The 23,303-nt window shown below is 70.1% G+C and carries 22 protein-coding genes and 1 rRNA gene; 21 read left to right on the top strand and 2 right to left on the bottom strand.

The window, feature by feature from the left end; genetic code table 11:
- Nucleotides 1-90 precede the first annotated feature (90 nt).
- From rrf to HW274_RS07535, 20 genes are all read left to right on the top strand, one after another.
- A 5S ribosomal RNA gene (rrf, locus tag HW274_RS07630) occupies nt 91-207 on the top strand.
- A gap of 740 nt (nt 208-947) precedes the next feature.
- Nucleotides 948-1,796, top strand: coding sequence for a hypothetical protein (locus HW274_RS07625; RefSeq protein ID WP_185988513.1), 849 nt, complete (start codon nt 948-950; stop codon nt 1,794-1,796).
- On the top strand, nt 1,793-2,893 hold the full coding sequence (locus HW274_RS07620; protein WP_185988512.1) for an HAD-IIA family hydrolase: 1,101 nt from the start codon (nt 1,793-1,795) through the stop codon (nt 2,891-2,893). The genes HW274_RS07625 and HW274_RS07620 overlap by 4 nt, the downstream gene beginning before the upstream one ends.
- Before the next feature lie 85 nt (nt 2,894-2,978).
- A complete protein-coding gene (locus HW274_RS07615) occupies nt 2,979-3,233 on the top strand; it encodes a hypothetical protein (protein ID WP_075254718.1) in 255 nt (84 codons plus the stop codon).
- 1 nt (nt 3,234) lies between these two features.
- Entirely contained in the window at nt 3,235-4,107 is an 873-nt protein-coding gene (locus HW274_RS07610; protein WP_075254717.1) for a TlyA family RNA methyltransferase, read from the top strand.
- A gap of 134 nt (nt 4,108-4,241) precedes the next feature.
- Nucleotides 4,242-5,201, top strand: a complete 960-nt coding sequence (locus HW274_RS07605) for an NAD kinase (protein WP_075254724.1) — start codon at nt 4,242-4,244, stop codon at nt 5,199-5,201.
- Entirely contained in the window at nt 5,198-7,006 is a 1,809-nt protein-coding gene (gene recN, locus HW274_RS07600; RefSeq protein ID WP_075254716.1) for a DNA repair protein RecN, read from the top strand. Before HW274_RS07605 ends, recN begins: the two co-directional genes overlap by 4 nt.
- Nucleotides 7,003-8,208, top strand: a complete 1,206-nt coding sequence (gene steA, locus HW274_RS07595) for a putative cytokinetic ring protein SteA (protein ID WP_075254715.1) — start codon at nt 7,003-7,005, stop codon at nt 8,206-8,208. Before recN ends, steA begins: the two co-directional genes overlap by 4 nt.
- A gap of 58 nt (nt 8,209-8,266) precedes the next feature.
- Nucleotides 8,267-9,202: a copper transporter gene (locus HW274_RS07590; protein WP_075254714.1), complete on the top strand. Its 936-nt coding sequence runs from the start codon at nt 8,267-8,269 to the stop codon at nt 9,200-9,202.
- A gap of 113 nt (nt 9,203-9,315) precedes the next feature.
- Nucleotides 9,316-10,233 carry a hypothetical protein gene (locus HW274_RS07585; RefSeq protein WP_075254713.1) on the top strand — a complete coding sequence of 306 codons (918 nt, stop codon included), beginning with the start codon at nt 9,316-9,318 and terminating at the stop codon, nt 10,231-10,233.
- Entirely contained in the window at nt 10,233-11,879 is a 1,647-nt protein-coding gene (murJ, locus tag HW274_RS07580) for a murein biosynthesis integral membrane protein MurJ (RefSeq protein WP_075254712.1), read from the top strand. The genes HW274_RS07585 and murJ overlap by 1 nt, the downstream gene beginning before the upstream one ends.
- Nucleotides 11,876-13,033, top strand: a complete 1,158-nt coding sequence (locus tag HW274_RS07575; RefSeq protein ID WP_075254711.1) for a glycosyltransferase family 4 protein — start codon at nt 11,876-11,878, stop codon at nt 13,031-13,033. The genes murJ and HW274_RS07575 overlap by 4 nt, the downstream gene beginning before the upstream one ends.
- Nucleotides 13,034-13,115: 82 nt before the next feature.
- Nucleotides 13,116-13,820 (top strand): NUDIX domain-containing protein, encoded by a 705-nt coding sequence (locus HW274_RS07570; protein ID WP_075254710.1) that lies wholly within the window; start codon nt 13,116-13,118, stop codon nt 13,818-13,820.
- Between the two features lie 331 nt (nt 13,821-14,151).
- Nucleotides 14,152-14,886, top strand: coding sequence for a metalloregulator ArsR/SmtB family transcription factor (locus HW274_RS07565; protein WP_075254709.1), 735 nt, complete (start codon nt 14,152-14,154; stop codon nt 14,884-14,886).
- Nucleotides 14,883-16,322, top strand: coding sequence for a Fe-S cluster assembly protein SufB (gene sufB / locus HW274_RS07560; protein ID WP_075254708.1), 1,440 nt, complete (start codon nt 14,883-14,885; stop codon nt 16,320-16,322). Before HW274_RS07565 ends, sufB begins: the two co-directional genes overlap by 4 nt.
- Nucleotides 16,323-16,413: 91 nt before the next feature.
- Complete coding sequence (gene sufD, locus HW274_RS07555; protein ID WP_075254707.1) at nt 16,414-17,673, top strand: Fe-S cluster assembly protein SufD; 1,260 nt, start codon at nt 16,414-16,416, stop codon at nt 17,671-17,673.
- A gap of 68 nt (nt 17,674-17,741) precedes the next feature.
- A complete protein-coding gene (gene sufC / locus HW274_RS07550; RefSeq protein ID WP_010615421.1) occupies nt 17,742-18,491 on the top strand; it encodes a Fe-S cluster assembly ATPase SufC in 750 nt (249 codons plus the stop codon).
- 160 nt (nt 18,492-18,651) lie between these two features.
- Nucleotides 18,652-20,004, top strand: coding sequence for a SufS family cysteine desulfurase (locus HW274_RS07545; RefSeq protein WP_075254706.1), 1,353 nt, complete (start codon nt 18,652-18,654; stop codon nt 20,002-20,004).
- A gap of 2 nt (nt 20,005-20,006) precedes the next feature.
- Nucleotides 20,007-20,483, top strand: a complete 477-nt coding sequence (gene sufU / locus HW274_RS07540; RefSeq protein WP_075254705.1) for a Fe-S cluster assembly sulfur transfer protein SufU — start codon at nt 20,007-20,009, stop codon at nt 20,481-20,483.
- A 51-nt stretch (nt 20,484-20,534) separates the two neighbouring features.
- Entirely contained in the window at nt 20,535-20,930 is a 396-nt protein-coding gene (locus HW274_RS07535) for a metal-sulfur cluster assembly factor (RefSeq protein ID WP_004564698.1), read from the top strand.
- A gap of 19 nt (nt 20,931-20,949) precedes the next feature.
- Here HW274_RS07535 and HW274_RS07530 read toward each other — a convergent pair whose 3' ends face one another.
- Both HW274_RS07530 and HW274_RS07525 read right to left on the bottom strand, forming a co-directional pair.
- The gene (locus HW274_RS07530) at nt 20,950-21,345 is read right to left on the bottom strand and encodes a DUF488 domain-containing protein (protein WP_075254704.1); all 396 of its coding nucleotides are present in this window, start codon (nt 21,343-21,345) and stop codon (nt 20,950-20,952) included.
- Between the two features lie 79 nt (nt 21,346-21,424).
- A complete protein-coding gene (locus HW274_RS07525) occupies nt 21,425-22,261 on the bottom strand; it encodes a MerR family transcriptional regulator (RefSeq protein WP_075254703.1) in 837 nt (278 codons plus the stop codon).
- Nucleotides 22,262-22,451: 190 nt separating this feature from the next.
- On the opposite strand from HW274_RS07525, the gene HW274_RS07520 reads away from it, so the two are divergent.
- The gene (locus tag HW274_RS07520; RefSeq protein ID WP_075254702.1) at nt 22,452-23,201 is read left to right on the top strand and encodes a hypothetical protein; all 750 of its coding nucleotides are present in this window, start codon (nt 22,452-22,454) and stop codon (nt 23,199-23,201) included.
- The last annotated feature ends 102 nt before the right edge of the window (nt 23,202-23,303 follow it).

Here is a 23,303-nt window from a genome sequence, read left to right as displayed (position 1 = left end):
GTCCACCAACCACACACCACCAGCGCGTGTGTCGGCAGGCAGCCTGATAACAGAATCACAGGAACACTGACGCACTGCCCATGTAGTCGTCTCGGTGGTCACAGCGACAGGGAAACGCCCGGCCCCATCCCGAACCCGGAAGCTAAGCCTGACAGCGCCGATGGTACTGCACCCGCCAGGGTGCGGGAGAGTAGGACACCACCGAGCACACACCACACAGTCGGCCCCCGGGGGGCTCCACAAGGAGCACCCCCGGGGGCCGAACCAGTTGCTGTGTACCCACACGCCGCCGGCCACCATCGGTAAGCAGCGCGATCCAACATGCGCCACACGGTGTGTTGCCGAGTCCCGTTACACCTGAGTACCTCGGCCCAGGTAGGCTCCTCTCAGGTAAACGACAGCACCAGGGCAACTGGCGGCAGCGCCAGAGTGAAAGAAGGACCATGGCGTATCAGGACCGTCAGCACGGCTCGGACCACAGCGAGGCAGGTCGGCGTCGCCGCAACGATGAGCGTCACGGCTTCGGGGCGCGTCGCCGTTTCGCAGGGGAGGAAGGTCGTTCTCGCCGCAGTGATCGGGTGGGACAGGATGACGACTCCTCTGGCTCTCGGGTGCACTCCCAGCGGTCGAACCGCGGGGAGCACTCTGCTCGCAGCGATCGACGGCATCGAGACGACTGGCGCGACGAACGGCGTTGGAACGGTGAGGGCGGTAGCGGGCGTGGTGATCGCAATGGTCGCAGGCCTGGCCGTTTCAACGACCGCTCCGGGAGGAACGACTCGCGCGACAGGCGAGACGATCGTCGCGGTCGTCCGCCGCAGCGTCAGCGGGTCCCCGAGCCCAAGGTCCCGGACAATGTCGAGCCGGCTGATCTTGAACGGGGCGCCAGGGCCGAGCTGCGCGCCCTAGGGCGTGCCAACGCTGAGAACGTTGCCCGGCACCTGGTCATGGTTCAGCGCCTCCTCAACGACGATCCTCAAGCCGCCTACGAGCATGCACGCTACGCCGCCTCCCACGCGGGCCGCGTCGCCGTCGTCCGGGAGACGGCCGGCATCGCGGCATACCTCGCCGGCCACTACAGCGAGGCCCTTCGAGAGATTCGTGCCGCCAGGCGCCTGTCCGGTCTTGACCTGCACCGGGCCATCGAGGTCGACTGCGAGCGCGCACTGGGTAACCTCGACAAGGCCCTCCAGGCCGCTCAAGCGGCAGATCCGCGCCAGCTCGACGAGATCGAACGGGCCGAGCTAGCCATGGTCGTCTCCAGTCTTCGCCACGATATGGGCCAGACCGATCTTGGCCTGCTCATCATCGAGGACGCCATCAGGGCCCGTCCCTCCGACAGCGACACCCTCAGACGTCTGCACTCGGTGCGCGCCGACCGGCTCGCAGAGCTCGGACGGAGCCGGGAGGCTGAGGCCATCCGAGACCGGATCGGTCCAGAGCCGGTCGAGGAGGACGAGGTCGAGGTCTTCGACATCGAGGACGACTATGACTCCGAGGCCCACGAGGAGAGCATCCCGGAGAGTTCCGGCACTCAGTCCGTCACGGACTCCGACGGGGCCCCGAGCGGTGATGCAGTGAACGAGACGACCGAGACCTCGCAGGCTTCTGGGGAACCGGCTCAGGACGAGGTCTCAGCGGACCTCGACGAGCACGGCGAGCCTGTGGACCAGGATGAGGACGCTCAGTGGTCGCAGTCCTTCGCCGAGCGCGTCGAGGCCGAGATGGCTGAGCTGCTCCAGGACGCGCAGGACGCGCCGACGCCTTCCACCAACGCTTCTGAGGAGCCCCAATGACCATGCCCCAGGCCTGTGATACCGCCGCCCCTGCCACCCTGCTCGGCAGCGAGCAGCCCCTGTGCACCGCCTACGATGTCGCCCTGCTGGACCTCGACGGCGTCTGCTTCGCCGGCCAGGCTCGGGTTCCCCACGCGGCGGACAACGTCAACGCCGCCCGCAAGGCCGGAATGCATCTGTCATTCGTCACCAACAACGCCTCACGGGCGCCCCAGACGGTCGTGGACAAGCTGGCGGACAACGACATCATTGCCGAGGCGTCGGAAGTCTTCAGCGCCGCCATGGACGCGGCCGCCATGCTCACCGAGCATGTCGAACCGGGCTCCATGGTGCTCGTCGTCGGCGGCGACGGCGTCCGCCAGGCCCTCCTCGACGAGGGCTTCCAGGTGACCAGCAGTGCGCAGGACGGGCCCGTGGCCGTCGTCCAGGGCTGGGACCCTGCGGTCGACTGGGCGCTGCTGTCCGAGGGCGTCTACGCGATCAATGCCGGGGCCCTGCACGTGGCCACCAACCTCGATGCGACCCTGCCCACCGAGAGGGGCTTCGCCCTGGGCAATGGCAGCCTCGTGGCCGCCATCGTCCACGCCTCGGGCAAGGAGCCCCTGGCCGGGGGCAAGCCCTTCCCCGGTATCTACACCCGTGCCCTCCAGCGGGCCGGTGGAACCAGGCCCCTGGCCGTCGGCGACCGGCTCAACACCGATCACGTCGGGGCCCGGGCCGCCGGGATCCCGGGCCTCCACGTCCTCACCGGTGTCTCCGACGCGCGAGACGTCATCTGCGCGCCGGCCACCGAGCGTCCCAGCTTCCTCCACACCGACCTGCGTGGCCTGACCGAGCCCCACCCCGCGCCCGTGCGAGTCGACGTCGACGGCCAGGTGTGGTGGCGGGTCGGCGACCGCAGTGCCCGAGTCCTCGGCTCCCGGCTTGAGCTCCAGGATTCCGGCGCTGTGACATCCCCGGACGGCAGTGCGGTGCGTATCGACCTGGACTCCTACCGGGCACTGGCCGTGGCCGCCTGGGACTGGGCCGACGCTCAGGGCCGCCAGGGCGAGGCCGCGGCGCTGGAGGTGCCCGAGATCGAGGTGATCGAGCCCTGAGATCCCGGACGGGGCCGGTGAGCCTCCTACCGGAGGAGAAGAGGAACCACAGCGCCAACGCGAGCAATGTCGAAGGGAGTCAGGAATGAGCACCAACGAGTCGAGAACCGACGTCGGGGAGCAGACGCCTGCGACCGCGGACTCCGCATACCGGCCGGCTCCTCGGCCGCCGGTGCCTGCGCCCCCGCGAGCCGACGTCGCCCTGACGGCGGCCCAAGGGCTCCACGACCACACCGATGAGCTCGCGCAGATCGCTCAGATGCCCCTGGAGGAGCGCGCAGCCGCCCTGGCCGCCATTCACGAGGACCTCGCCTCCGTCCTGCACAAGGCGGAAGGCTGATATGGCCCGGCTCATCCGCATCGACTCAGAGCTCGTGCGCCGCGGGCTGGCCCGCTCCCGCACCCACGCCGCCACGCTCATCGCCGATGGTCACGTCACCCTCGACGGCGAGGTCGTCACCAAGCCCGCCCGTCAGGTCAACCCTGCCCAAGCCATCGAGATCCTGGTGCCCTCCGGAGACGACTACGTCTCCCGCGGTGCTCACAAGCTCGCAGGCGCACTGGACGCGCTGGGCCGCCGCGGCCTGGCACCCCGCGTCGAGGGACGCCGCTGCCTGGACGCCGGCGCCTCGACCGGCGGCTTCACCGACGTCCTCCTGCGCCGCGGTGCTGAGCACGTCGTGGCCGTCGACGTCGGCTACGGCCAGCTGGCCTGGTCGCTGCGCTCCGACCCCCGCGTCACCGCCCTGGACCGCACCAACATCCGCACACTGGATCCCGAGGCCGTCGCCCCCGCCCCGGAGCTGGTCGTGGGCGACCTGTCCTTCATCTCCCTGACCCTGGTCCTCGAGCCGCTGCTGCGCGCCGCGGCCGACGACGCCGACCTCCTGCTCATGGTCAAGCCCCAGTTCGAGGTGGGTAAGGACCGGATCGGGCACGGGGGAGTGGTGCGTGACCCAGAGCTCCATGTGGAGACCGTTATGACGGTGGCAGAGTGGGCCCACTCCCTGGGTGTGGGAGTCGAGGCCGTGACCGCCTCCCCGCTGCCGGGCCCGGCCGGCAACGTTGAGTACTTCCTGAGCATGCACGCCTCCCGCGCCGGCTGCCCCGGGGACCTGAGCGGGGACGAGCTGCGCTCCAGCATCGAGGACGCCGTCGCCGCAGGCCCCGTGGCGGGCTGTGCGCGACGACGCAGAACAAGGACCCACTCATGAGCAAGCTGAGCCTTTCAGACACCAGTGCTGCGACGCGCCCGGCCGAGCCGGCTGACTCAACTGAATCCGTCGCCCTCCGCCGGTCCTCGCAGCAGCCGGGAACGCAGCAGCACGGCCGGAGGATCTCGCGTGTCATGCTGCTGCAGCGCGAGCTCAACGACAAGCCCGTCCCCGTCCCCAGGCCCAGCGCCCCCACGGCCAGCGCCGTGGCCCGGGCCGCGGCGGCGCTGCGTGCCCGAGGTGTCGAGCCGGTCGGCCCGGACTGCACCGACCACATCGACCTCGTCCTGGTACTCGGCGGCGACGGCACGATACTGCGTGCCTTCGAGATCGCCCGCGAACGGGACATCCCCCTGGTGGGCATCAACACCGGCCACGTCGGCTTCCTGGCCGAGGCCGACCCCGATGGCATCGAGCAGGTCGTCGCGGACCTGGTCGCCGGCCGCTACACGGTCGAGACCCGCACCACTTTGGACGTGGAGGTCATCTGTCCTGACGGGACGGTCACGCGCGACTGGGCACTCAACGAGGCGGCCCTGGAGAAGCGCGACCGCGCCCGCATGATCGAGGTCGCCATTGGCGTGGACGGCCAGGCCGTCTCCTCCTTCGGCTGCGACGGCCTCATCATGTCCACCCCCACCGGCTCGACCGCCTACGCCTTCTCCTGCGGGGGCCCCGTCATCTGGCCCGAGGTCGAGGCGCTCCTCCTGGTGCCGGTGGCCGCGCACGCCCTGTTCACCCGCCCTCTGGTCCTGGGCCCCAACTCCTGCATGGAGGTCGTCGTCCAGCGGGTGGGCTTCGGAGGTGCCGAGATCTGGTGCGACGGCAGACGCAGCCTGGACGTGCCGGTCGGTGCCAGGATCCGGGTCACCCGGGCGGAGCGTCCGGTACGCCTGGCACGATTCAACCAGGCCCCCTTCGCCAGCCGCCTGGTGCGCAAGTTTGACCTGCCCGTGGAGGGCTGGCGGGCCTCCAACAGCGCCGATGAGGCCTACTCACCCGAGGAGGACGCGCTGCACCAGCCAATGGTCACCTCCGTCGACACGAGCACCGATGGCGGGAGCCGGCCGGACTCCTCGGGAGGGACAGCGTGATCGAGTCTTTGCACATCGAGGACCTCGGTGTCATCGAGGAGGCTGATCTTCCCCTCAGTCGCGGCCTGACCGCCCTGACCGGTGAGACCGGCGCCGGCAAGACGATGGTGCTCACCTCGCTCGGGCTGCTGCTGGGGCAGCGGGCCGAGACCACCATCGTGCGCAGCGGTGCCGAGCGCAGCCTGGTCGAGGGCGCGTTCCTGGTCGACCCGGAGTCGCGTGCCGCCGCCCGCGTCGTCGAGGCCGGGGGTGATCTCGACGATGACCTCCTCCTGGCCTCTCGCACGGTCCCCGCCTCCGGACGCTCCCGCGCCTACCTGGGAGGGCGCTCCGTGCCGGCCTCGGTCCTCAGCGAGGTGGGCGGCCGGCTGGTCTCCGTCCACGGCCAGGCCGACCAGCTGCGGCTGCGCTCGACCGCGGCCCAACGCGCTGCCCTGGACTCACTAGGCGGCCAGGACCACGCCGCCCTGTGCCGCCGCTACGCCCGGGCCTACCAGGCGCGCCGACAGGCCGACCAGGAGCTCCAGGACTGGCAGGCATCCGCTCAGGCCCGAGCCGTCGAGGTCGCCCAGCTGCGCACCTGGCTCGAGGCCCTGGAAGAGGTCGACCCCCGCAGCGGTGAGGACCGGGAGCTGACGGCGGAGGCCGAGAGACTCGACCACGCCGAGGACCTGCGTCGGGCCGCCACCGGAGCCCGCACCGCACTCAGCGGGGAGGAGTCCGCCACCGGGCAGGCGCCCGACGTCGTCTCCCTCATCGCCTACGCCCACCGCAGCCTGAGTGCCGAGTCCGACCGCGACCCCGCCCTGGCCGAGCTGGCCACGCGCACCCAGCGCCTGGGCATCGACACAGCCGACATCGCCGCCGAGCTGGGCGGGTACCTGTCCTTGCTGAGCGCCGACCCGGCTCGCCTCGCCCAGGTCCAGGACCGCCGCGGAGAGCTCGCCCGCGCGTGCCGCGAGATCGGCGGACCCCAGGAGCAGCTCGACGACGTCGACGCCCTCCTGGCCTGGGGTCAGCGCGCCGCCGCGCGCCTGGCCGAGCTCGACGGCCCCCAGGACACCGCCACCGTCCTGGCCGAGCGCCTGGCCGCCGCCGACGAGGAGCTGGCCGGTGTTGGTGCCGAGCTGAGCCGGGCGCGTCAGCAGCTCGGTGAGCGCCTCGAGCAGGCCGTCACCGCGGAGCTGGAGGGGCTGGAGATGAAGGGCGCTCGGCTCGTCGTCGAGCTGGACCGGCTTGATGAGCCCGGGCCCACCGGCCTTGAGAGCGTCGCCCTCTTACTCGTCTCACACCCCGGCGCGCCAGCCCTGCCCCTGGGTAAGGGAGCATCGGGAGGCGAGCTGTCCCGCATCATGCTCGCCCTGGAGGTGGTGCTCGCCGATGCCGCGGCCCTGTCTCACCCCTCGACCCACACCCGCACCCTCGTCTTCGACGAGATCGACGCCGGGGTGGGAGGCCGGGCCGCCCGGGAGATCGGCAGGCGCCTGGCCCGTCTGGCGCGACACCACCAGGTCATCGTCGTCACCCACCTGGCGCAGGTGGCGGCTTGGGCAGACACCCATCTCGTGGTGCGCAAGGAGACCGTGACCGAGCCTGAGTCCCGTTCCGGCATCACAGAGATGGCCGCAGAGAATGTGAGAAAGTCCCAGCCGGGGCGCACCCGCACACAGGTTTTCGTCGTCGAAGACCAAGAGAGACAACGAGAGCTGGCCCGGATGCTCTCCGGGCACGAGGACTCCCAGGCCGCGGTCCGGCACGCCGCTGAGCTTCTCCAGGAAGCAGTCATGGGACAATCCGAGCCGTGAGGAATCCCTTCCGCAGAAAGTCTGCGTCCGTCTCCGAGCATCCCAGCGGTGTCGTGCGCGTCGATGCGCGCACGAAGAAGCTCACCAAGCGTCTCCAGCCCGGGGAGATCGCCATCATCGACCACACTGACCTCGATCGGGTGGCTGCGGAGGCACTGGTGGAGTGCGGCGCCTCGGCGGTCCTCAACGCCTCCCCGTCCATCTCCGGGCGCTACCCGAACCTCGGCCCCGGAATTCTCCTCGACGCGGGAATCCCGCTCGTGGACGACCTGGGCCCCGACATCATGCGCCTGCACGACGGCCAACGCATCACCGTCGAGGACGGCTCGGTGCGGGTCGAGGGCAAGGAGCAGGTCATCGCCGAGGGAGCGGTCCAGACCAAGCAGACCGTCGCCGAGGCCATGGAGGAGGCTCAGAAGGGCCTGTCCGTCCAGCTGGAGGCCTTCGCCGCCAACACCATGGAGTACATGCGCGGGGAGTGGGACCTGCTTCTCAACGGCGTCGGCATGCCCTCGCTGACCACGCAGATGAGTGGCAAGCACGTCCTGGTGGTCGTGCGCGGTTACTCCTACAAGGAGGACCTGCAGGCGCTCAAGCCCTACATCCGCGAGTACAAGCCCGTCATCATCGGTGTCGACGGAGGTGCCGACGCCGTCCTGGAGGCCGGCTTCAAACCGACCCTGATCGTGGGCGACATGGACTCCGTATCCGACAAGGCACTGACCTGCGGCGCCGAGATCGTCGTCCACGCCTACCGCGACGGACGCGCCCCGGGCCTGGCCCATGTCGAGGAGCTCGGGGTCGAGCACCACGTCTTCGCCGCCACCGGCACCAGTGAGGACATCGCCATGCTCATGGCCGATGAGGCAGGCGCCGAAATCATCGTGGCCCTGGGGACGCACGCCACCCTGCTGGAGTTCCTCGACAAGGGGCGCGCCGGCATGTCCTCGACCTTCCTGACCCGGCTCAAGGTCGGCGGCCGCCTCATTGACGCCAAGGGCGTATCCCAGCTCTACCGCACCCGTATCTCGGGGTGGTGGCTGCTGTTCCTGGCCCTGGCGGGCACCTTCGCCCTGGCCATGGCCCTGATGTCCACCCCCGGTGGACAGACCTTCCTGGGCCTGTCCGGCGCCGTGTGGGACGACATCGTCAACTTCTTCCGCTCACTGCTGGGCCTGGCCCCGAACTCACCCACCGTCTAACGACACCCGCCCATCTGAGAGGCAGCCCCTCTCACGGTCATCTTCAAGGTCTTCAACCATGATTGACTTCCGCTATCACCTGGTATCGCTCATCTCCGTGTTCCTGGCCCTCGCCGTCGGGGTCGTCCTGGGTGCCGGCCCTCTGCAGAACTCCCTGGGAACCGCACTCAACGACCAGGTCACCGCCCTGCGTGAGAACCGCAACGCCACCCAGGCCAAGCTCGAGCAGACTGAGACGGCCGTCAACGAGCGGGACTCCTACATCACTCAGGCCGCCACCAGCCTCCTGCCCGGGACCCTGGCCTCCAAGAACGTCGCCATGGTGCTCCTGCCGGACGCCAAGGCCGAGGACGCCGACGCCATCGCCACTCAGCTCAAGAACGCAGGCGCCACCGTCACCGGCCGGGTGAGCCTGACCAGCACCTGGGTGGACCTGTCCCGGGAGAACTACCGCTCCACCTTCTCCGGACAGGTCCAGGGGCACCTGGGTGGCACCAACTCCCAGGACGCCAACGGCATCCTGGGGGAGGCACTGGCCAAGGCCCTGACCGCCAACGACGACTCCTCCCGAGTCCTCATGGACATGCTGTCGGTGACAGTGGACAAGTCTGGCACGCCCTTCATCTCCGTGGACTCCACGCCCACCGCTGCGGCCGAGATGATCGTCGTCGTCGGGCCGCGTCCGCAGGCATCCTCCGGTAAGGGAGCAACGGTCGAGGCCTCGCCGGGCGAGGACCCCAAGGCCTGGGCCAAGGCGCTGGAGGGCACAGCCGGTAGGGCCCCCACAGTCGTCGTCGGCTCCGCCGACGGTGACGGCGGCGTCGTCGGCATCATCCGCTCCGAGAAGGCGAAGGTGACCACCATCGACTCCGTCGGCCAGGTCGCCGCCTCCGTCTCCACCCCCCTGGCCCTGGCCTCCACCCGGGCGGGAACCACCGGGCACTACGGCTTCGACAAGGGGGCCGAGGCCGTCATGCCGCCGGTGACCAAGTAGTCCCTGTCTTCAGCGATTCAGGTGACTCAGGCGACTCAACCGGCTCGGGCGCTGCGGCCGCGTCATGGGTGGCGACGCCGCGATCGGTCCTCGCCCTGCCTTAGGCTGAGTCCATGGCTGGCACGATCACGCGAGTAAGCTCCTGCGCCCGAGACCTGGCGAGGGTGGGTATCAAGGCGGCGGGCACCGCCCTGTCCTGGTCCACTTGTCTGGCGCCCATTGCCCACGGGCTGGAGCGCACCAACTTCCACGGCCGCACCGTGAGCCTGCGCGGAGGCGTCGGGGCCGCAGCCGGCGCCGTGACGGCCGGGATCGAGGCCGGCAGGCTCTTGCGGGGCAGGACGGGCTCACCCTCGCGGGCAGGACTGGCCGCCACCATCGCGGCTGGGGCCGGTGGGTGCGCCGGCCTGGTCGACGACCTCGATGCCGGGGCCCACGACGGCGACACCCCCGCCAAGGGGCTCAAGGGTCACCTCACCGCCCTGGCCCACGGGCGCGTCACCACCGGAGCCCTCAAGATCGCCGTCATCGGCTCAGGGGCGCTTATCGGCGGTGTTCTCCTGGCCCGCCACCGCAGCGCGGGCACCGGCGCACGTCTGCCAGCGTCCAGCGCCGTCGACGCTGCGACCAGCGCCGTCGTCATCGCGGCCTGGGCGAACCTGCTCAACCTGCTCGACCTGCGCCCCGGGCGGGCGCTCAAGACCGCCTGCATCGTGAGCACCCCGCTGCTGGCCACCCCCGGACGCGACGGCGAGCCCACTCGGATGCTGGCTGCGGGCACCCTGGGAGTCGGCATCGCAGCCCTGCCGGAGGACCTCCTGGAGAACACGATGCTGGGAGACACCGGGGCCAACGCCGTCGGCGCCCTGCTGGGCACCGCCTTGGCCTGCCACCCCCACGCCGCAGTGCGCGCCGGAGCCGCCCTGAGCGGGGTGAGCCTCATCCTGGCCAGCGAGAAGGTCTCCTTCTCCCGCGTCATCAGCGACACCCCGGTACTGGCCGCACTCGACGGGCTGGGACGCTGCCCCTGATGACGACCCAGCAACGCCGCGGCGGACTGCTCTCAGTGGCCGGGTCCGTCGCCGGCCTGACCCTCGTCTCCCGCATCCTGGGGTTCCTGCGCTGGCTCGTCCAGGCCGCCACCGTCGGCACCGGCACGGTGGCTGGCGCCTACACCACGGCCAACCAGCTGCCCAACACCCTCTACGAGGTCGTCGTCGGCGGGGTCCTGGCCGCCACCGTCGTTCCGCTCCTGGCGGCACCGATCGCCGCGGGCAGACGTGAGGAGGTCGCCGCCACCGCCTCGGGGCTGTTGGGCCTGGTCCTGGCGGTCCTGGCCCCGCTGTCCCTGGGGCTCATCGTCCTGGCCGCCCCGATCTCCTCTCTGTTCCCCACCTCCCAGGGCGTGGATCCGACGCTCCAGCACGCGCTCGTCGCCTCCTTCCTGCGCATGTTCGCCCTGCAGGTGCCCATGTACGGGGTGGCCGTCGTCCTCACCGGCGTCCTCCAGGCTCACAATCGCTTCACCTGGCCGGCGCTGACACCGATGCTCTCCAGCCTCGTGGTCATGGCGACCTATGGTCTCTACGGGGCACTGGCCGACGGCGACGACGCGGCCGCCTCCAGTCTCGCCCTCCAGGTGCTGGGCTGGGGGACGACCCTTGGGGTGGCGGCCCTCAGCCTGCCGCTGCTATGGCCGGTCCACCGGCTGGGGCTGGGCCTGCGCCCCACCCTGAGACTGGGGGGCGCCCAGGCCCGGCGGGCCGTGCGGCTCGGCGGGGCCGGGGTGTGGACGATCCTGGCCCAGCAGGTGAGCGTCCTGGTGGTCCTGGCCATGGCCCGCTGGGGCGGGCAGACCGGAACCGCGGCGGTCTACCAGTACACGCAGGCCGTCTACGTCCTTCCGTACGCGGTGCTGGCCGTCCCAGTGGCCACCGTCCTCTACCCCCGCCTGACCGCCGCCTTCGAGGCCCGCGAGCTGTCGGCGGACAGTCCTGGAGGCGCAGGCGAGGAGAACGTCAGGAGGCTGGTGGCCACCTCCACGGCCCTGGTCACCGCCGTCGCCGTGGCCGGAACCGCCATGCTGCTGGCCGCCAGCGCCGCCGCCGAGCGCTTCTTCTCCTTCAAGCAGGTCGACGGGATGGGCCAGGCACTGGCCGTCCTGGCCCCGGGACTGATCGGCTACGCCCTCATCTACCAGGTCACTCGGGTCCTGTTCGCCGCCGACCGCTCTCGGCCCGCCGCTCACGCCACCGCGGCCGGCTGGCTGACCGTGGCCGTGGCCTGCGCCGTCTGCGTGCGCCTCATGGCGCCGGCGGGCGGGGACGGGCGCGCCACCCTCGTGGCCCTGGGCGTGGGCACGACCATCGGGATGACGGTGGCGGGGGCGAGCCTGCTGATCGTTCTGGCCCGGGTCATGGGGGGCCGGGTGCTGCGCGCGACCCTGACCGCGCTCGTCGCAGGACTGCCCGTGGCCCTCGCCCTCGGGCTGGCCATCCGGGAGGCGAGTACCCGCGTCACCTCCCTGCCCCTGGCCGTCATCACCGCCCTGATCGGTGCCGCTGCGGCCGCGGCCCTCGTCCTGGTGGTCATCCACCTGGCTGACCGCAGCCTCCTGGCATCGGTACGCGGCGGCAGGCCGACGGTGACAACGAAGGACGACAAGGAGCAACCATGAGTGACGTCGACGTGACCAACGAGCCCGGTGCCGTACAGGACCCGCAGGCCGGGCGCCGGAGGATCCTCCAGGTGTGCGGATCGGCCGCCGGAGGGGTACGGGCCCACCTGGCCGACTGCGCCCGCCTCCTGGCCGCCGACGGCCACGACGTCATCGTTGAGGCTCCCGCCGCGGTCCTTGACGGACTGGACCTCGAGCCGGCTCGCGCCGAGCCACTCGAGATCGGCCCCCGCCCCAGCCTCAACGACACCCTGGCCGTGGCCAGGCTGCGTCGCCTGGGCCGGCGCGCCGACGTCCTTCACGCCCACGGCCTGCGAGCCGGGGCCCTGGCCGCCCTGGCCCTGGGACGCCGCCGCCGCGGACGCACGCGACTGGTCGTCACCCTCCACAACCTCACCGTCGGGGGGCGCCTGACCACCCTGGTGGGGGACAGGCTCGAGCGGCTCATCGCCCGACGCGCCGACCTCGTCCTGGCGGTCAGCCCCGACCTGGCCGAACGGGCCCGGGAGCTCGGTGCACCGCACGTCGAGCTCGCCATCATCCCCGCGGTGCCACCGCAGCAGCCCGCCAAACCAAGCCCTTCCGACGCGGCCGCGCCGGAGGATGCCTGGCCGCGAGGCGGTGCCCGCCTCCTGACCGTCGCCCGCCTGGCTCCCCAGAAGGGCCTGCCGCTGCTGCTCGAGGTCGCCGCGATCCTCTCCCGCGAGGTTGACGCCGGCCGGCTGGCAGCCTTCACCTGGGCCCTCGCCGGGGACGGCCCCGGCCGCGAGCAGGCCGCTGAGCGCATCGCCGCCGAACAGCTCCCGGTCACCCTCCTGGGGCGGCGAAGCGATGCTCCGGCCCTCATGGAGGCTGCTGACATCGTTGTCCAGACCAGCCTGTGGGAGGGCCAGCCCCTCACCATCCAGGAGGCCCTGCGCGCAGGCACCGCGATCGTGGCCACCGACGTCGGAGGCACCGCCGTGACCTCCAGAGGAGGAGCCGTCCTCGTGGACCCTCAGGCCCAGGCCATCGCGGAGGCGCTTCGAACCCTCCTGAGCGACCCCGAGGCCCGCAGCCGCGCCGCTGAGCGCGCGCAGGAGGCGGCCAGGCGCCTTCCCAGGCTCGAGGACCTTGCGGTCCAGTTGCGTCAGACGGTCCTCGACCTGCACTGAGCCGCCCTGCCCCAAGCGGTAGCATCGTGGTGTCCGAGCGCCCAGCAACGACGACGCCGGCAGCGAGAATGAGGAGCCAATCGTGGATCATCCGGTGACGAGGACCCGCAGCAGCGACGGCTTAGAGAACAGCCTCGCTGACACGCGCGAACCGGGGCGGGAGCTGGTCTCCAGCGACCGGGTCTGGAGCGGGCCGATCTTCGCCGTCGACGCCGACCAGGTGCGCCTGGGGCCCGGTCAGGAGCCGGTGGCCCGTCAGGTCGTCGTCCACCACGACGCCGTCGCCGTCGTCGCCCTGCGCGAGGGCGAGGCATCCTCCCAGGCCGACGGCGCCGCGGAGATCCTCATGATCCGCCAGTACCGTCATCCCGTGCGCGCCTGCCTGTGGGAGATCCCCGCGGGGCTGCTCGACGTGGCGGGGGAGGAGCCGGCCGTCGCCGCCGCCCGCGAGCTCGCTGAGGAGACCGACTACGAGGCGGCCACCTGGTACACGCTGGCCGAGTTCTACGCCTCGCCCGGCTTCACCACCGAGGGGGCCCGGATCTTCCTCGCCCAGGACCTGAGTCTGCTGCCCGAGGACCGGCGCACCGTCCGTGAGGACGAGGAGGCCGAGTTCGTGCCCACCTGGGTCCGCCTGGACGAGGCCCTCGACGCTGTCATGGGCGGCCGCCTGCACAACCCCTCCACTGTGCTGGGGGTCTTGGCCACGGCCCAGGCGCGCACCTGCGGCTGGGCGGAGCTGCGTCCTGCTGACGCCCCCTGGCTGCGCAGCCCGGAGAGCCTGTAGGAACCCGCACCGGAGTAACGGCTGCAGGAGTAGCCGGCAGTAAAGGACAGCAACGGGCCTAACAGGCATGGATCCAGCGCCATTCCACTAGTTAGGTGTTCCTAAGTGAGGTTCACCTTTGATTAGGTGACGTGTTCAATCCCACCCTGCGACGCTCCGTCGTGAACTTGCCAGTGTTGAATTCGGCAAGCAAGATCTTGGTTAAACTCGTGGCACAACGACCAGCGACGCCTTGCAGGTCGGTGCCTGGAGCCGGTCCAGGGCATGGCCGAACCGGCCGCAACAGGGCAGGCCGTGAGGCGTCGGAAGCGACTAGGGGAGGGGAACCGTCATGATGCAGAGCGACGACGACTCTACCCGGGCACGCGTTCTCGACCTCATCGCTGAGAAGGGACCGGTGTCGGCGGCGCAGCTCGCCAAGGTCCTGAGCCTGACGCCGGCCGCCGTGCGCAGGCACATCACCGCCCTTGAGGACGCTGAGCAGATCGAGGTGCACACGCCGGCCCAGACGGGCAAGCGCGGCCGCGGTCGGCCGGCCCGGCACTATGTCCTGACGCCCAAGGCCCGCACCTCCTTCGCGGAGGGCTACTCCGACCTGGCCAACCGTGCCCTGCACTACCTGTCCCAGGTGGCCGGTGACAAGGCGGTCGACTCCTTCGCCGCGGCCAGGGGCCGTGACCTCGAGCGCCGCTACGCCACCGTCGTCGAGGCGGCAGGCAAGGACCCCTCGGAGAGGGCCCGAGCCCTGGCGGACGCCCTGACTCTCGACGGCTACGCGGCCTCGGTGCGCGACGTCGGGGATGGGTCCTTCGCCGTCCAGTTGTGCCAGGGCAACTGCCCGGTGCGCGACGTGGCCGGGGAGTTCCACGAGCTGTGTGACGCCGAGACCCAGGCCATCTCCCGGCTGGTGGGCGTCCCCGTTCAGCGTCTGGCCACCCTGGCCGGAGGCGAGCACGTCTGTACCACCCACATTCCGATCGCCATGCCCGCGCTGCGCAAGCGCGCAGTTCGGGCGGCGGCTAAGACGCGAGGCCTTGAGACCAAGCGAATGGAAGGAACCCGATGACACTGCCGACAACCGAGACCACGCGTAGCACCGACGACGAGATCATCGACTCGATCTCGACGAGCTACGACTTCGGCTGGCACGACTCCGACGAGGCCGGCGAGAAGGCCAAGCGAGGCCTTGATGAGCAGGTGGTCCGCGAGATCTCCGCCATCAAGGGCGAGCCGGAGTGGATGCTGGCCAAGCGTCTCAAGGCCTACTCCACCTTCGAGCGCAAGCCCATGCCCACGTGGGGCGTGGACCTCTCCCAGCTCGACATGGACGCAGTCAAGTACTACGTGCGCTCCACGGACCGGCCGGCCAACTCCTGGGACGACCTGCCCGAGGACATCAAGAACACCTATGACCGCATCGGCATCCCCGAGGCCGAGCGCGAGCGCCTGGTGGCGGGCGTGGCCGCCCAGTACGAGTCGGAGGTCGTCTACCACCAGATCCGCGGTGACCTGGAGGAGCAGGGCGTCATCTTCGTGGACACCGACACCGCCGTGCGCGAGTACCCCGAGCTCGTCAAGGAGTACTTCGGGACCGTGGTGCCCGCCGGCGACAACAAGTTCGCCGCCCTCAACACGGCCGTGTGGTCCGGGGGCTCCTTCATCTACGTCCCCAAGGGCGTCCACGTCGAGATCCCGCTCCAGGCCTACTTCCGCATCAACACGGAGAACATGGGCCAGTTCGAGCGCACGCTCATCATCGCCGACGAGGACTCCTACGTTCACTACGTCGAGGGCTGCACCGCCCCCATCTACTCCACCGACTCCCTGCACTCGGCGATCGTGGAGATCGTGGTCAAGAAGAACGCCCGTGTGCGCTACACGACCATCCAGAACTGGTCCAACAACGTCTACAACCTGGTGACCCAGCGCGCTACCTGCGAGGAGGGCGCCACCATGGAGTGGATCGACGGCAACATCGGCTCCAAGCGGAACATGAAGTACCCGGCCGTCTTCCTCATGGGCCCTCACGCCCGCGGCGAGGCCCTGTCCATCGCCTTCGCCGGCGAGGACCAGCACCAGGACACCGGTGCCAAGATGGTCCACATGGCGCCCCACACCTCCAGCCACATCGTCTCCAAGTCGATCGCCCGTCACGGTGGCCGCAGCGCCTACCGCGGACTGGTGCAGATCATGAAGAACGCCCGGCACTCCAAGTCCAACGTGCTGTGCGACGCGCTCCTGGTCGATGAGATCTCCCGCTCGGACACCTACCCCTACGTCGACGTGCGCACCGACGACGTCGAGATGGGCCACGAGGCCACCGTCTCCAAGGTGAGCGCCGACCAGCTCTTCTACCTCATGCAGCGTGGGCTGACCGAGACCGAGGCCATGGCCACCATCGTGCGCGGTTTCGTCGAGCCCATCGCTCGGGAGCTGCCCATGGAGTACGCCCTCGAGCTCAACCGGCTCATCGAGCTGCAGATGGAGAACTCGGTGGGCTGACCCACCGCAGCGGATCCTCCCTCGTCAGCCACTCAGCCTTCGACCCACACCTCATCTCACCGGCCTGCTGCCGGCCAAGGAGCACCTCCACATGCCTGAACTCTCCACCGACCACTCGAGCGCCACGCTCGACGGCGCCCACTCCCACGGCGGGCCGCGCTACGTCTCCTCGCGTGCCGACCGACCCACCTCCTTCGACCCCGCCGACATCCCGGTGCCGCGCGGCCGCGAGGAGGAGTGGCGCTTCACGCCGATGAAGCGCTTCGCCCCGCTGTTCGACCTGGACGCCATCCACGCGGCCACCGCCGGCCAGACCGATGCCGGTATCCGTGTCGAGGCGGACCTGCCCGACGGCGCGAGCCTCGAGACCGTCGCCCGCAGCGACGCCCGCATCGGCACCGTGGGCGCCCCGGTCGACCGCACCGGCGTCACCGCCTGGAACGGCACCGAGACCGCCACCGTGCTCACCCTGGAGCCCGGCGCCCAGCTGGAGCGAGCCGCCCGACTGAACATCATCGGCCAGGACACGCAGCTCGCCCGCCCCACCGCCCAGCACATCCTCGTCGCCGCCGAGGCCGGTTCCAAGGGAACGGTCGTCCTGGACCACACCGGCACCGCCGCCCTGACCCAGGGCGTCGAGGTGACGGTCGCCGACGGCGCCGAGCTGACCCTGGTGACCGTCCAGGGCTGGCAGGACGAGGCCGTCCATGCCTCCAACCACCGGGTCAAGGTCTGCGGCCGCGGAGTCCTCAAGCACGTCGTCGTCAGCCTCGGCGGAGACGTGCGCATCTGCCCCGACCTGGGCTTTTCCGGAGAGGGCGGCCACATCGACGCCTACGGTGTCTACTTCACCGATGCCGGCCAGCACCAGGAGCACCGCCCCTACGTGGCCCACACCGAGCCCCACTGCTACTCGCGTGTCACCTACAAGGGCGCCCTCCAGGGCGAGGGCGCGCACGCCGTGTGGGTGGGGGACTGCTTCATCGGTCAGGCCGCCCGCGGCACCGACACCTATGAGCTCAACCGCAACCTGGTCCTCACTGAGGGGGCCAAGGCCGACTCCGTGCCGAACCTGGAGATCGAGAACGGCAACATCGAAGGGGCCGGCCACGCCAGCGCCACCGGCCGCTTCGACGACCAGCAGCTGTTCTACCTGCGTGCCCGCGGCATCCCCGAGACCGAGGCCCGTCGCCTCGTCGTCCTGGGCTTCTTCAACGAGATCGTCGCCGAGATCGGTGTCGATGAGGTCGAGGAGCGCCTCATGGCCGCCATCGAGAAGGAGCTCGAGCTCACCGGACTCATCACCGCCCGCACCGACCAGGAACCCGCCGCCGAGCCGGCAGCCGAGTGACAGGCCGGACCCGCACGACGGTCCGCCCACCCGCAACCAGACCACAACCCAGCTGAAAGAAACGTCGCATGAGCACTCTGCAGATCAAGAACCTCCACGTCCAGGTGGCCACCAATGACGGCCCCAAGCCCATCCTCAAGGGTGTCGACCTGACCATCGACTCCAACCAGGTCCACGCCATCATGGGCCCCAACGGCTCGGGCAAGTCCACCCTGGCCTACTCCATCGCCGGTCACCCCGACTATGAGGTCACCGACGGTGAGGTCCTCCTCGACGGCGTCGATCTGCTGGAGATGAGCGTGGACGAGCGAGCCCGGGCCGGCCTCTTCCTGGCCATGCAGTACCCCGTCGAGGTTCCCGGCGTCACCGTGGCCAACTTCCTGCGCACGGCCAAGACCGCCATCGACGGCCAGGCCCCCAAGGTGCGCCAGTGGGTCGGCGAGGTCAACCAGGCCATGAAGAACCTGCGGATGGACCCCGCCTTCTCCCAGCGCGACGTCAACGCCGGTTTCTCCGGCGGTGAGAAGAAGCGCTTCGAGATCCTCCAGATGGAGCTGCTCCGTCCCCGCTTCGCCGTCCTGGACGAGACCGACTCCGGCCTGGACGTCGACGCCCTGCGCATCGTCTCCGAGGGCGTCAACCGCCTCCACGACGAGTCCGACGCCGGCTTCCTCCTCATCACCCACTACACGCGCATCCTGCGCTACATCAAGCCCGACCACGTCCACGTCTTCGTCGACGGGCGCGTGGCCGAGGCCGGCGGCCCCGACCTGGCCGACCGCCTCGAGGAAGAGGGCTACGACCGCTACCTGGCCTGACCGTCCTCACCGTGCCGGGGCCGGCGACGGCGCGCCGCGTAACATGGCGCCGTCGCCGGCCCCGGCACTGAGGCAGGGGGACTAAGGTTCCTTCCGACCTCAGGTCCCGCCGTCGGCGACCATGCCCGGAACCGCTCGCACCGAATCGGAAAGGCACGTCATGACCCAGTCCACTGCCCCGCTCACCGGGGCGCCTTCGGCCGACGCACTCAACGCGGAGGAGATCGCCGCGATCCGCGCCGACTTCCCCTACCTGGAGCGGCCCGCCCGCAACGGTCAGGCACTGGCCTACCTGGACTGGGCGGCCACGAGCCAGAAGCCCGCCGGCGTCATCACCACGGAGGCCGACTTCTACCGCATGTCCAACGGCGCGGCGGGACGCTCGACATACCAGCTCGCCGACGAGGCCACCGCCACCTTCGAGGACGCCCGCGACGCCGTCGCCGCCTTCGTCGGAGCGCGCGGCAGCGAGCTCGTCTTCACCAAGAACGCCACCGAGGCCATCAACCTCGTGGCTCTGGCCATCGGGCACGCCAGCCAGGGCCGCTCGGCGGCTCGCGGCGGCGGACCCGCCGCGGCCGATGACCCGGCTCGGCGCCTCATCATCGGACAGGGAGACGAGGTCGTCGTCACCCGCGCTGAGCACCACGCCAACCTCGTGCCCTGGCAGGAGCTGTGCGCCCGCACCGGCGCCACCCTGCGCTGGCTGGACCTGACCGAGGACGGGCGCATCGATGCCGCCACCCTGGACGTCATCACTGAGCGCACCCGCGTCCTGGCCCTGACTCACGCCTCCAACGTCACCGGCGCGATCAGCCCGCTCGACCTCATCCTCCCGCGCGCCCAGCAAGTCGGCGCGCTCGTCGTCCTGGACACCTGCCAGTCCGCCGCCCACCTCCCGCTCGACTTCGGCACGCTGAAGACCGCCGGCGTGGACGCCATGGTGCTCTCCAGCCACAAGATGCTCGGCCCCACCGGTATCGGCGCGCTCGTGGCCACCGAGGAGCTCCTGGCCGCGATGCCACCGGTGCTCACCGGCGGCTCCATGATCGAGATCGTCACCATGGAGTCGTCGACCTTCATGAGCGGCCCGCCCCGTTTCGAGGCCGGCAGTCAGCCGCTGGCGCAGGCCGCGGGATGGCGCACCGCCGTGGAGTACCTGGCCCGGATCGGCCTGGACCGGCTCCACGCCACCGAGCAGGCCCTGACCCGGCAGGTGCTCGAGGGCCTGTCCCAGACCCCCGGACTGCGGCTGGTCGGCCCAGCCGACACCACCGACCGCCTGGGTGTGGTCGCCTTCTCCATCGAGGGAGTCCACCCTCACGACGTCGGCCAGGTCCTCGACGCCGCCGGCGTCGCCGTGCGCACCGGCCACCACTGCGCCCAGCCCATCCACCAGCACTTCGGCATCCACGCCTCCTCGCGCCTGTCCTTCGGGGCCTGCTCCACTCCCGAGGAGGTGGACCGCTTCCTGTCCGCCATCGCCGACGTCCGGCGCTACTTCCAGAGGTGAGCATGAACGAACTCGACCAGCTCTACCAGCAAGTCATCCTCGACCACTCCCGTGAGCGCCACGGCTCCGGCGCCCTGGAGGCCCCGGACGCCACCAGCCACCAGGTCAACCCCACCTGCGGTGACGACGTGACCCTGGGAGTGCGCGTCAAGGACGGCAAGATCGAGGCCATCGGCTGGGAGGGGGACGGGTGCTCCATCTCCCAGGCCTCCATCTCCGTCATGCACGACCTCGTCCACGGCGCCGACCTGGCCACCGTGGCCCGCCTCGAGGCGGACTTCGATACCCTCATGCACTCACGCGGCAAGGGCGTCGACGACACCATCCTGGATGACCTGGAGGACGGGGCCGCCTTCGAGGGCGTCTCGAAGTACCCCAACCGCGTCAAGTGCGCTCTGCTGGGGTGGATGGCCCTCAAGGACGCCCTGGCCAAGTCCGGCGTCGCCCTGCCCACCGTCGAGCCGAACGCCGCCGAGTAGCCCAACCATCCCGACACCACTGTCCTACCCGCCAGGAAGAAGGAAGAAGCCATGAGTGACAACCCCAGCGGGATGCCGGCAGCCGCCGACAACCCCATGGCCGCCCAACAGCCGCCGGCCCCCGTCGCCAGCACCGAGGGCGTCGACGTCGCCGCCGTCGAGGAGGCCCTGCGCGACGTCATCGACCCCGAGCTCGGTATCAACGTCGTCGACCTCGGTCTGCTCTACGGGGTGTCGATCGAGCCCGACGGCACCGTCGTGCTCGACATGACCCTGACCACCGCCGCGTGTCCCCTCACTGACGTCATTGAGGAGCAGGCCCAGCAGGCCCTGTCCCTCATCGCCGACAAGGTTCGCATCCAGTGGGTCTGGCTGCCGCCGTGGGGGCCGGACAAGATCACCCCCGAGGGCCGTGAACAGCTGCGCGCCCTGGGCTTCAACGTCTGAGTCTCCGTCGAGGACGCCGTCAGGTCAGGTCCTCCTCGACACCGAGGACCGCCTCGCGCAGGACACGCGCATGGCAGCGGACGTGGTCGTGGCCGGCGAACAGGAGCGTCACGCGCCCCGTAAGGGCCTCATGACGCAGGTGCTCGACGGCGGCGACCGCCTCGGGCCTCTCGGTGAGCTCGGCACGGTAGGCCTCGACGAACTGGGGCCAGGGCAGGTCCCCGCTGTGGAAGGCCCGCCGCAGCTCGGTGGTAGGGGTGGCGTCCTTGGCCCACTCGTCGAGGGCGGCGCGCTCCTTGGACACGCCACGGGGCCAGAGCCGGTCCACCAGGACCCGTGCTCCGTCCTCGGCGCTGGGCTCCTCACGGATGCCTTTGAGAACGACGTTGTCAGATGAAGGAAGGCGTTGACTCATACCAGCGACGCTACTCGCCTCATCCGTCGGTGCGACCCGATCGGCTCGTAGTGAATCAAGCGTCGTGAGCGGCGCTCACTTAGCTGGGGCGCCATCGGGCGATCGCGGCGAGGAACTCCCGTTCCAAGGCCCGGGTGAGCCGCGCATCGGGGTAACCGATGGCACCGATGAGGCCGAAGAGTCCCCGCACCGACTCGGTGCCGACGCTGCCGGCCAGGGCCGCCAGGCGCTCAGGCGGCAGCCGGGCCTCCATCCGGGAGACCATGACCTGGGCGCGCTGCTCGATCTGCGCCTCTGACAGGTCGGCGGGATCCTGGGAGTAGAGGGCCAGTGACTCGGCGTCGTAGTGAGGATCCGGGTCCACGAAGAGGAACTCCGCCTCCGGCGGCATCTGGCCGCGATAGCAGGCCAGGTCAGTCAGGTCCCGCTCCTTGCGCACGGCGCAGCGGGTGGCCTCATCTGCAGCGGCCTGCTCCAGCCGGTCGAAGAAGGCCGCCATGCGTGGGGACATCGGTGAGACAGTTGAACCGGTTCTGGCTCGCTCCAGCAGGTCGGCGAGCATGTCCCTCTGTCTGGTGACCTCGGCCAGGTGATCCTCCACGGCGGCCAGGGCCCCGGCCAGGTCCTCGACCACGGAGCCAGCCGCTGGGCGTGCTTCAACCGTATCGGCCGCGGGTACGTCGTCGGGTTGCTCGACGCCGGTCGCCTTGGACCCGTCGAGAATGCGTCCGATGGTCTCCAGGGACACACCGGCCTGGACCAGCCAGCGGATCCGGGAGAGCCGGGCGACGTGGCTCAGGTCGTAGTCGCGCCAGCCGCCCCGTTCCCCGGGAACCGGAAGCAGCCCCAGCGAGTGGTAGTAGCGCACCGTGCGCACGGTCGTCCCGGTCAGCTCGGCGATCTCAGCAACGCGCATGAGGACAGTCTCACACGGCACCCGGATCCTGAACCGTTCGGCTCCGCGTCGTGGGGCCGGATCATGGGGAGTGCGATCCGTTTGCCGGGGCATGTCCGCGTTGCTACTGTGCCCGCGTGATGACAGGCGGATCAGGTACCGACGGCGGCAGCGGCGCCCCGTTACCCCCTGAGCAGGCGGGAGGGTCCTGGTGAACGGCACACGAGGCAACCTGCAGGTCGGTGACCTGCTCCAGGGGACTGCAGGCGCCCTGTCGGTCACAGGCTGCCTGCTCTTCAAGGAGTGGGACACCCAGGACCACTGCTTCTACTACTGGGAGGAGTGGCAGCTCATCGAGGCCAGCAACGCCGACACCTGGGTCGAGGTCGACCATGATCCCGGCGAGGTCCTCTTCTACGAACCCGTTCGTCTCCAGGAGAAGATCGAGCCGTGGGCCCTGACCGTTGGCCAGATGATGCCGCTGACGATCAACGGCGTCCAGCACCGGGGCATGGTCGAGGAGGTGACCACCGGGACCCTTGAGAACGTCATCGGTTCCCCGGTGTGCCCTCTCAACATCGGCGAGACCATGACCTACGCCGAGGTGCGGTTGACGGACCCGGCCGGTGTCACCAGCAGACTGACCATCGACAGTCACCGTTTTCGTGACCTCCTGGCATACCGCAAGGCCTCCTTGTCCACTGCGCAGCAGAAGCAGCTCTTCGGGCGAGTCCTGTACAACCGCCGATCTGCCCCCGGAAGAACCGGCCGGAATATCGGATGCGCGGTCGTTGCCGCCTTCGTCAGTATCGTGCTCGTCGGCGGACTGTTCTCCGCCTGCTCCAACCCCAGCCGCTCCAGTGGCGACGCAGATCCCACCAGCACCTCGCACTCGGGCTCCTCACGGAGCTATCGTCACCGCCCGGTCTACGGGGGCGGGGGAGGTGGAGTCGGCAAGTAGGAGGCCCGCCCCATCGATGGCGGGCTTCCCTCCATGTGTTGCCGACGGCGGGGGAGCGAGGATGGGGACCTCACCCCGTTTGTCGGCTGCCTGCCTCGTTGC

Source organism: Actinomyces sp. oral taxon 169, from assembly GCF_013394715.1.
Taxonomy (GTDB): domain Bacteria; phylum Actinomycetota; class Actinomycetes; order Actinomycetales; family Actinomycetaceae; genus Actinomyces.
This window is presented reverse-complemented; position numbering and strand designations above follow the sequence as displayed.

What these genes read in the sequence shown, in the direction of transcription:
- sufB (WP_075254708.1), top strand. Translation starts at nt 14,883, where the DNA reads ATGACACTGCCGACAACCGAGACCACGCGTAGCACCGACGACGAGATC.
- sufU (WP_075254705.1), top strand. Translation starts at nt 20,007, where the DNA reads ATGAACGAACTCGACCAGCTCTACCAGCAAGTCATCCTCGACCACTCC.
- HW274_RS07605 (WP_075254724.1), top strand. Translation starts at nt 4,242, where the DNA reads ATGCTGCTGCAGCGCGAGCTCAACGACAAGCCCGTCCCCGTCCCCAGG.
- murJ (WP_075254712.1), top strand. Translation starts at nt 10,233, where the DNA reads ATGACGACCCAGCAACGCCGCGGCGGACTGCTCTCAGTGGCCGGGTCC.
- HW274_RS07585 (WP_075254713.1), top strand. Translation starts at nt 9,316, where the DNA reads ATGGCTGGCACGATCACGCGAGTAAGCTCCTGCGCCCGAGACCTGGCG.
- HW274_RS07620 (WP_185988512.1), top strand. Translation starts at nt 1,793, where the DNA reads ATGACCATGCCCCAGGCCTGTGATACCGCCGCCCCTGCCACCCTGCTC.
- HW274_RS07525 (WP_075254703.1), bottom strand. Translation starts at nt 22,261, where the DNA reads ATGCGCGTTGCTGAGATCGCCGAGCTGACCGGGACGACCGTGCGCACG.
- HW274_RS07575 (WP_075254711.1), top strand. Translation starts at nt 11,876, where the DNA reads ATGAGTGACGTCGACGTGACCAACGAGCCCGGTGCCGTACAGGACCCG.
- HW274_RS07610 (WP_075254717.1), top strand. Translation starts at nt 3,235, where the DNA reads ATGGCCCGGCTCATCCGCATCGACTCAGAGCTCGTGCGCCGCGGGCTG.
- HW274_RS07565 (WP_075254709.1), top strand. Translation starts at nt 14,152, where the DNA reads ATGATGCAGAGCGACGACGACTCTACCCGGGCACGCGTTCTCGACCTC.
- HW274_RS07615 (WP_075254718.1), top strand. Translation starts at nt 2,979, where the DNA reads ATGAGCACCAACGAGTCGAGAACCGACGTCGGGGAGCAGACGCCTGCG.
- sufD (WP_075254707.1), top strand. Translation starts at nt 16,414, where the DNA reads ATGCCTGAACTCTCCACCGACCACTCGAGCGCCACGCTCGACGGCGCC.
- sufC (WP_010615421.1), top strand. Translation starts at nt 17,742, where the DNA reads ATGAGCACTCTGCAGATCAAGAACCTCCACGTCCAGGTGGCCACCAAT.
- HW274_RS07625 (WP_185988513.1), top strand. Translation starts at nt 948, where the DNA reads ATGGTTCAGCGCCTCCTCAACGACGATCCTCAAGCCGCCTACGAGCAT.
- HW274_RS07590 (WP_075254714.1), top strand. Translation starts at nt 8,267, where the DNA reads ATGATTGACTTCCGCTATCACCTGGTATCGCTCATCTCCGTGTTCCTG.
- HW274_RS07530 (WP_075254704.1), bottom strand. Translation starts at nt 21,345, where the DNA reads ATGAGTCAACGCCTTCCTTCATCTGACAACGTCGTTCTCAAAGGCATC.
- HW274_RS07535 (WP_004564698.1), top strand. Translation starts at nt 20,535, where the DNA reads ATGAGTGACAACCCCAGCGGGATGCCGGCAGCCGCCGACAACCCCATG.
- HW274_RS07545 (WP_075254706.1), top strand. Translation starts at nt 18,652, where the DNA reads ATGACCCAGTCCACTGCCCCGCTCACCGGGGCGCCTTCGGCCGACGCA.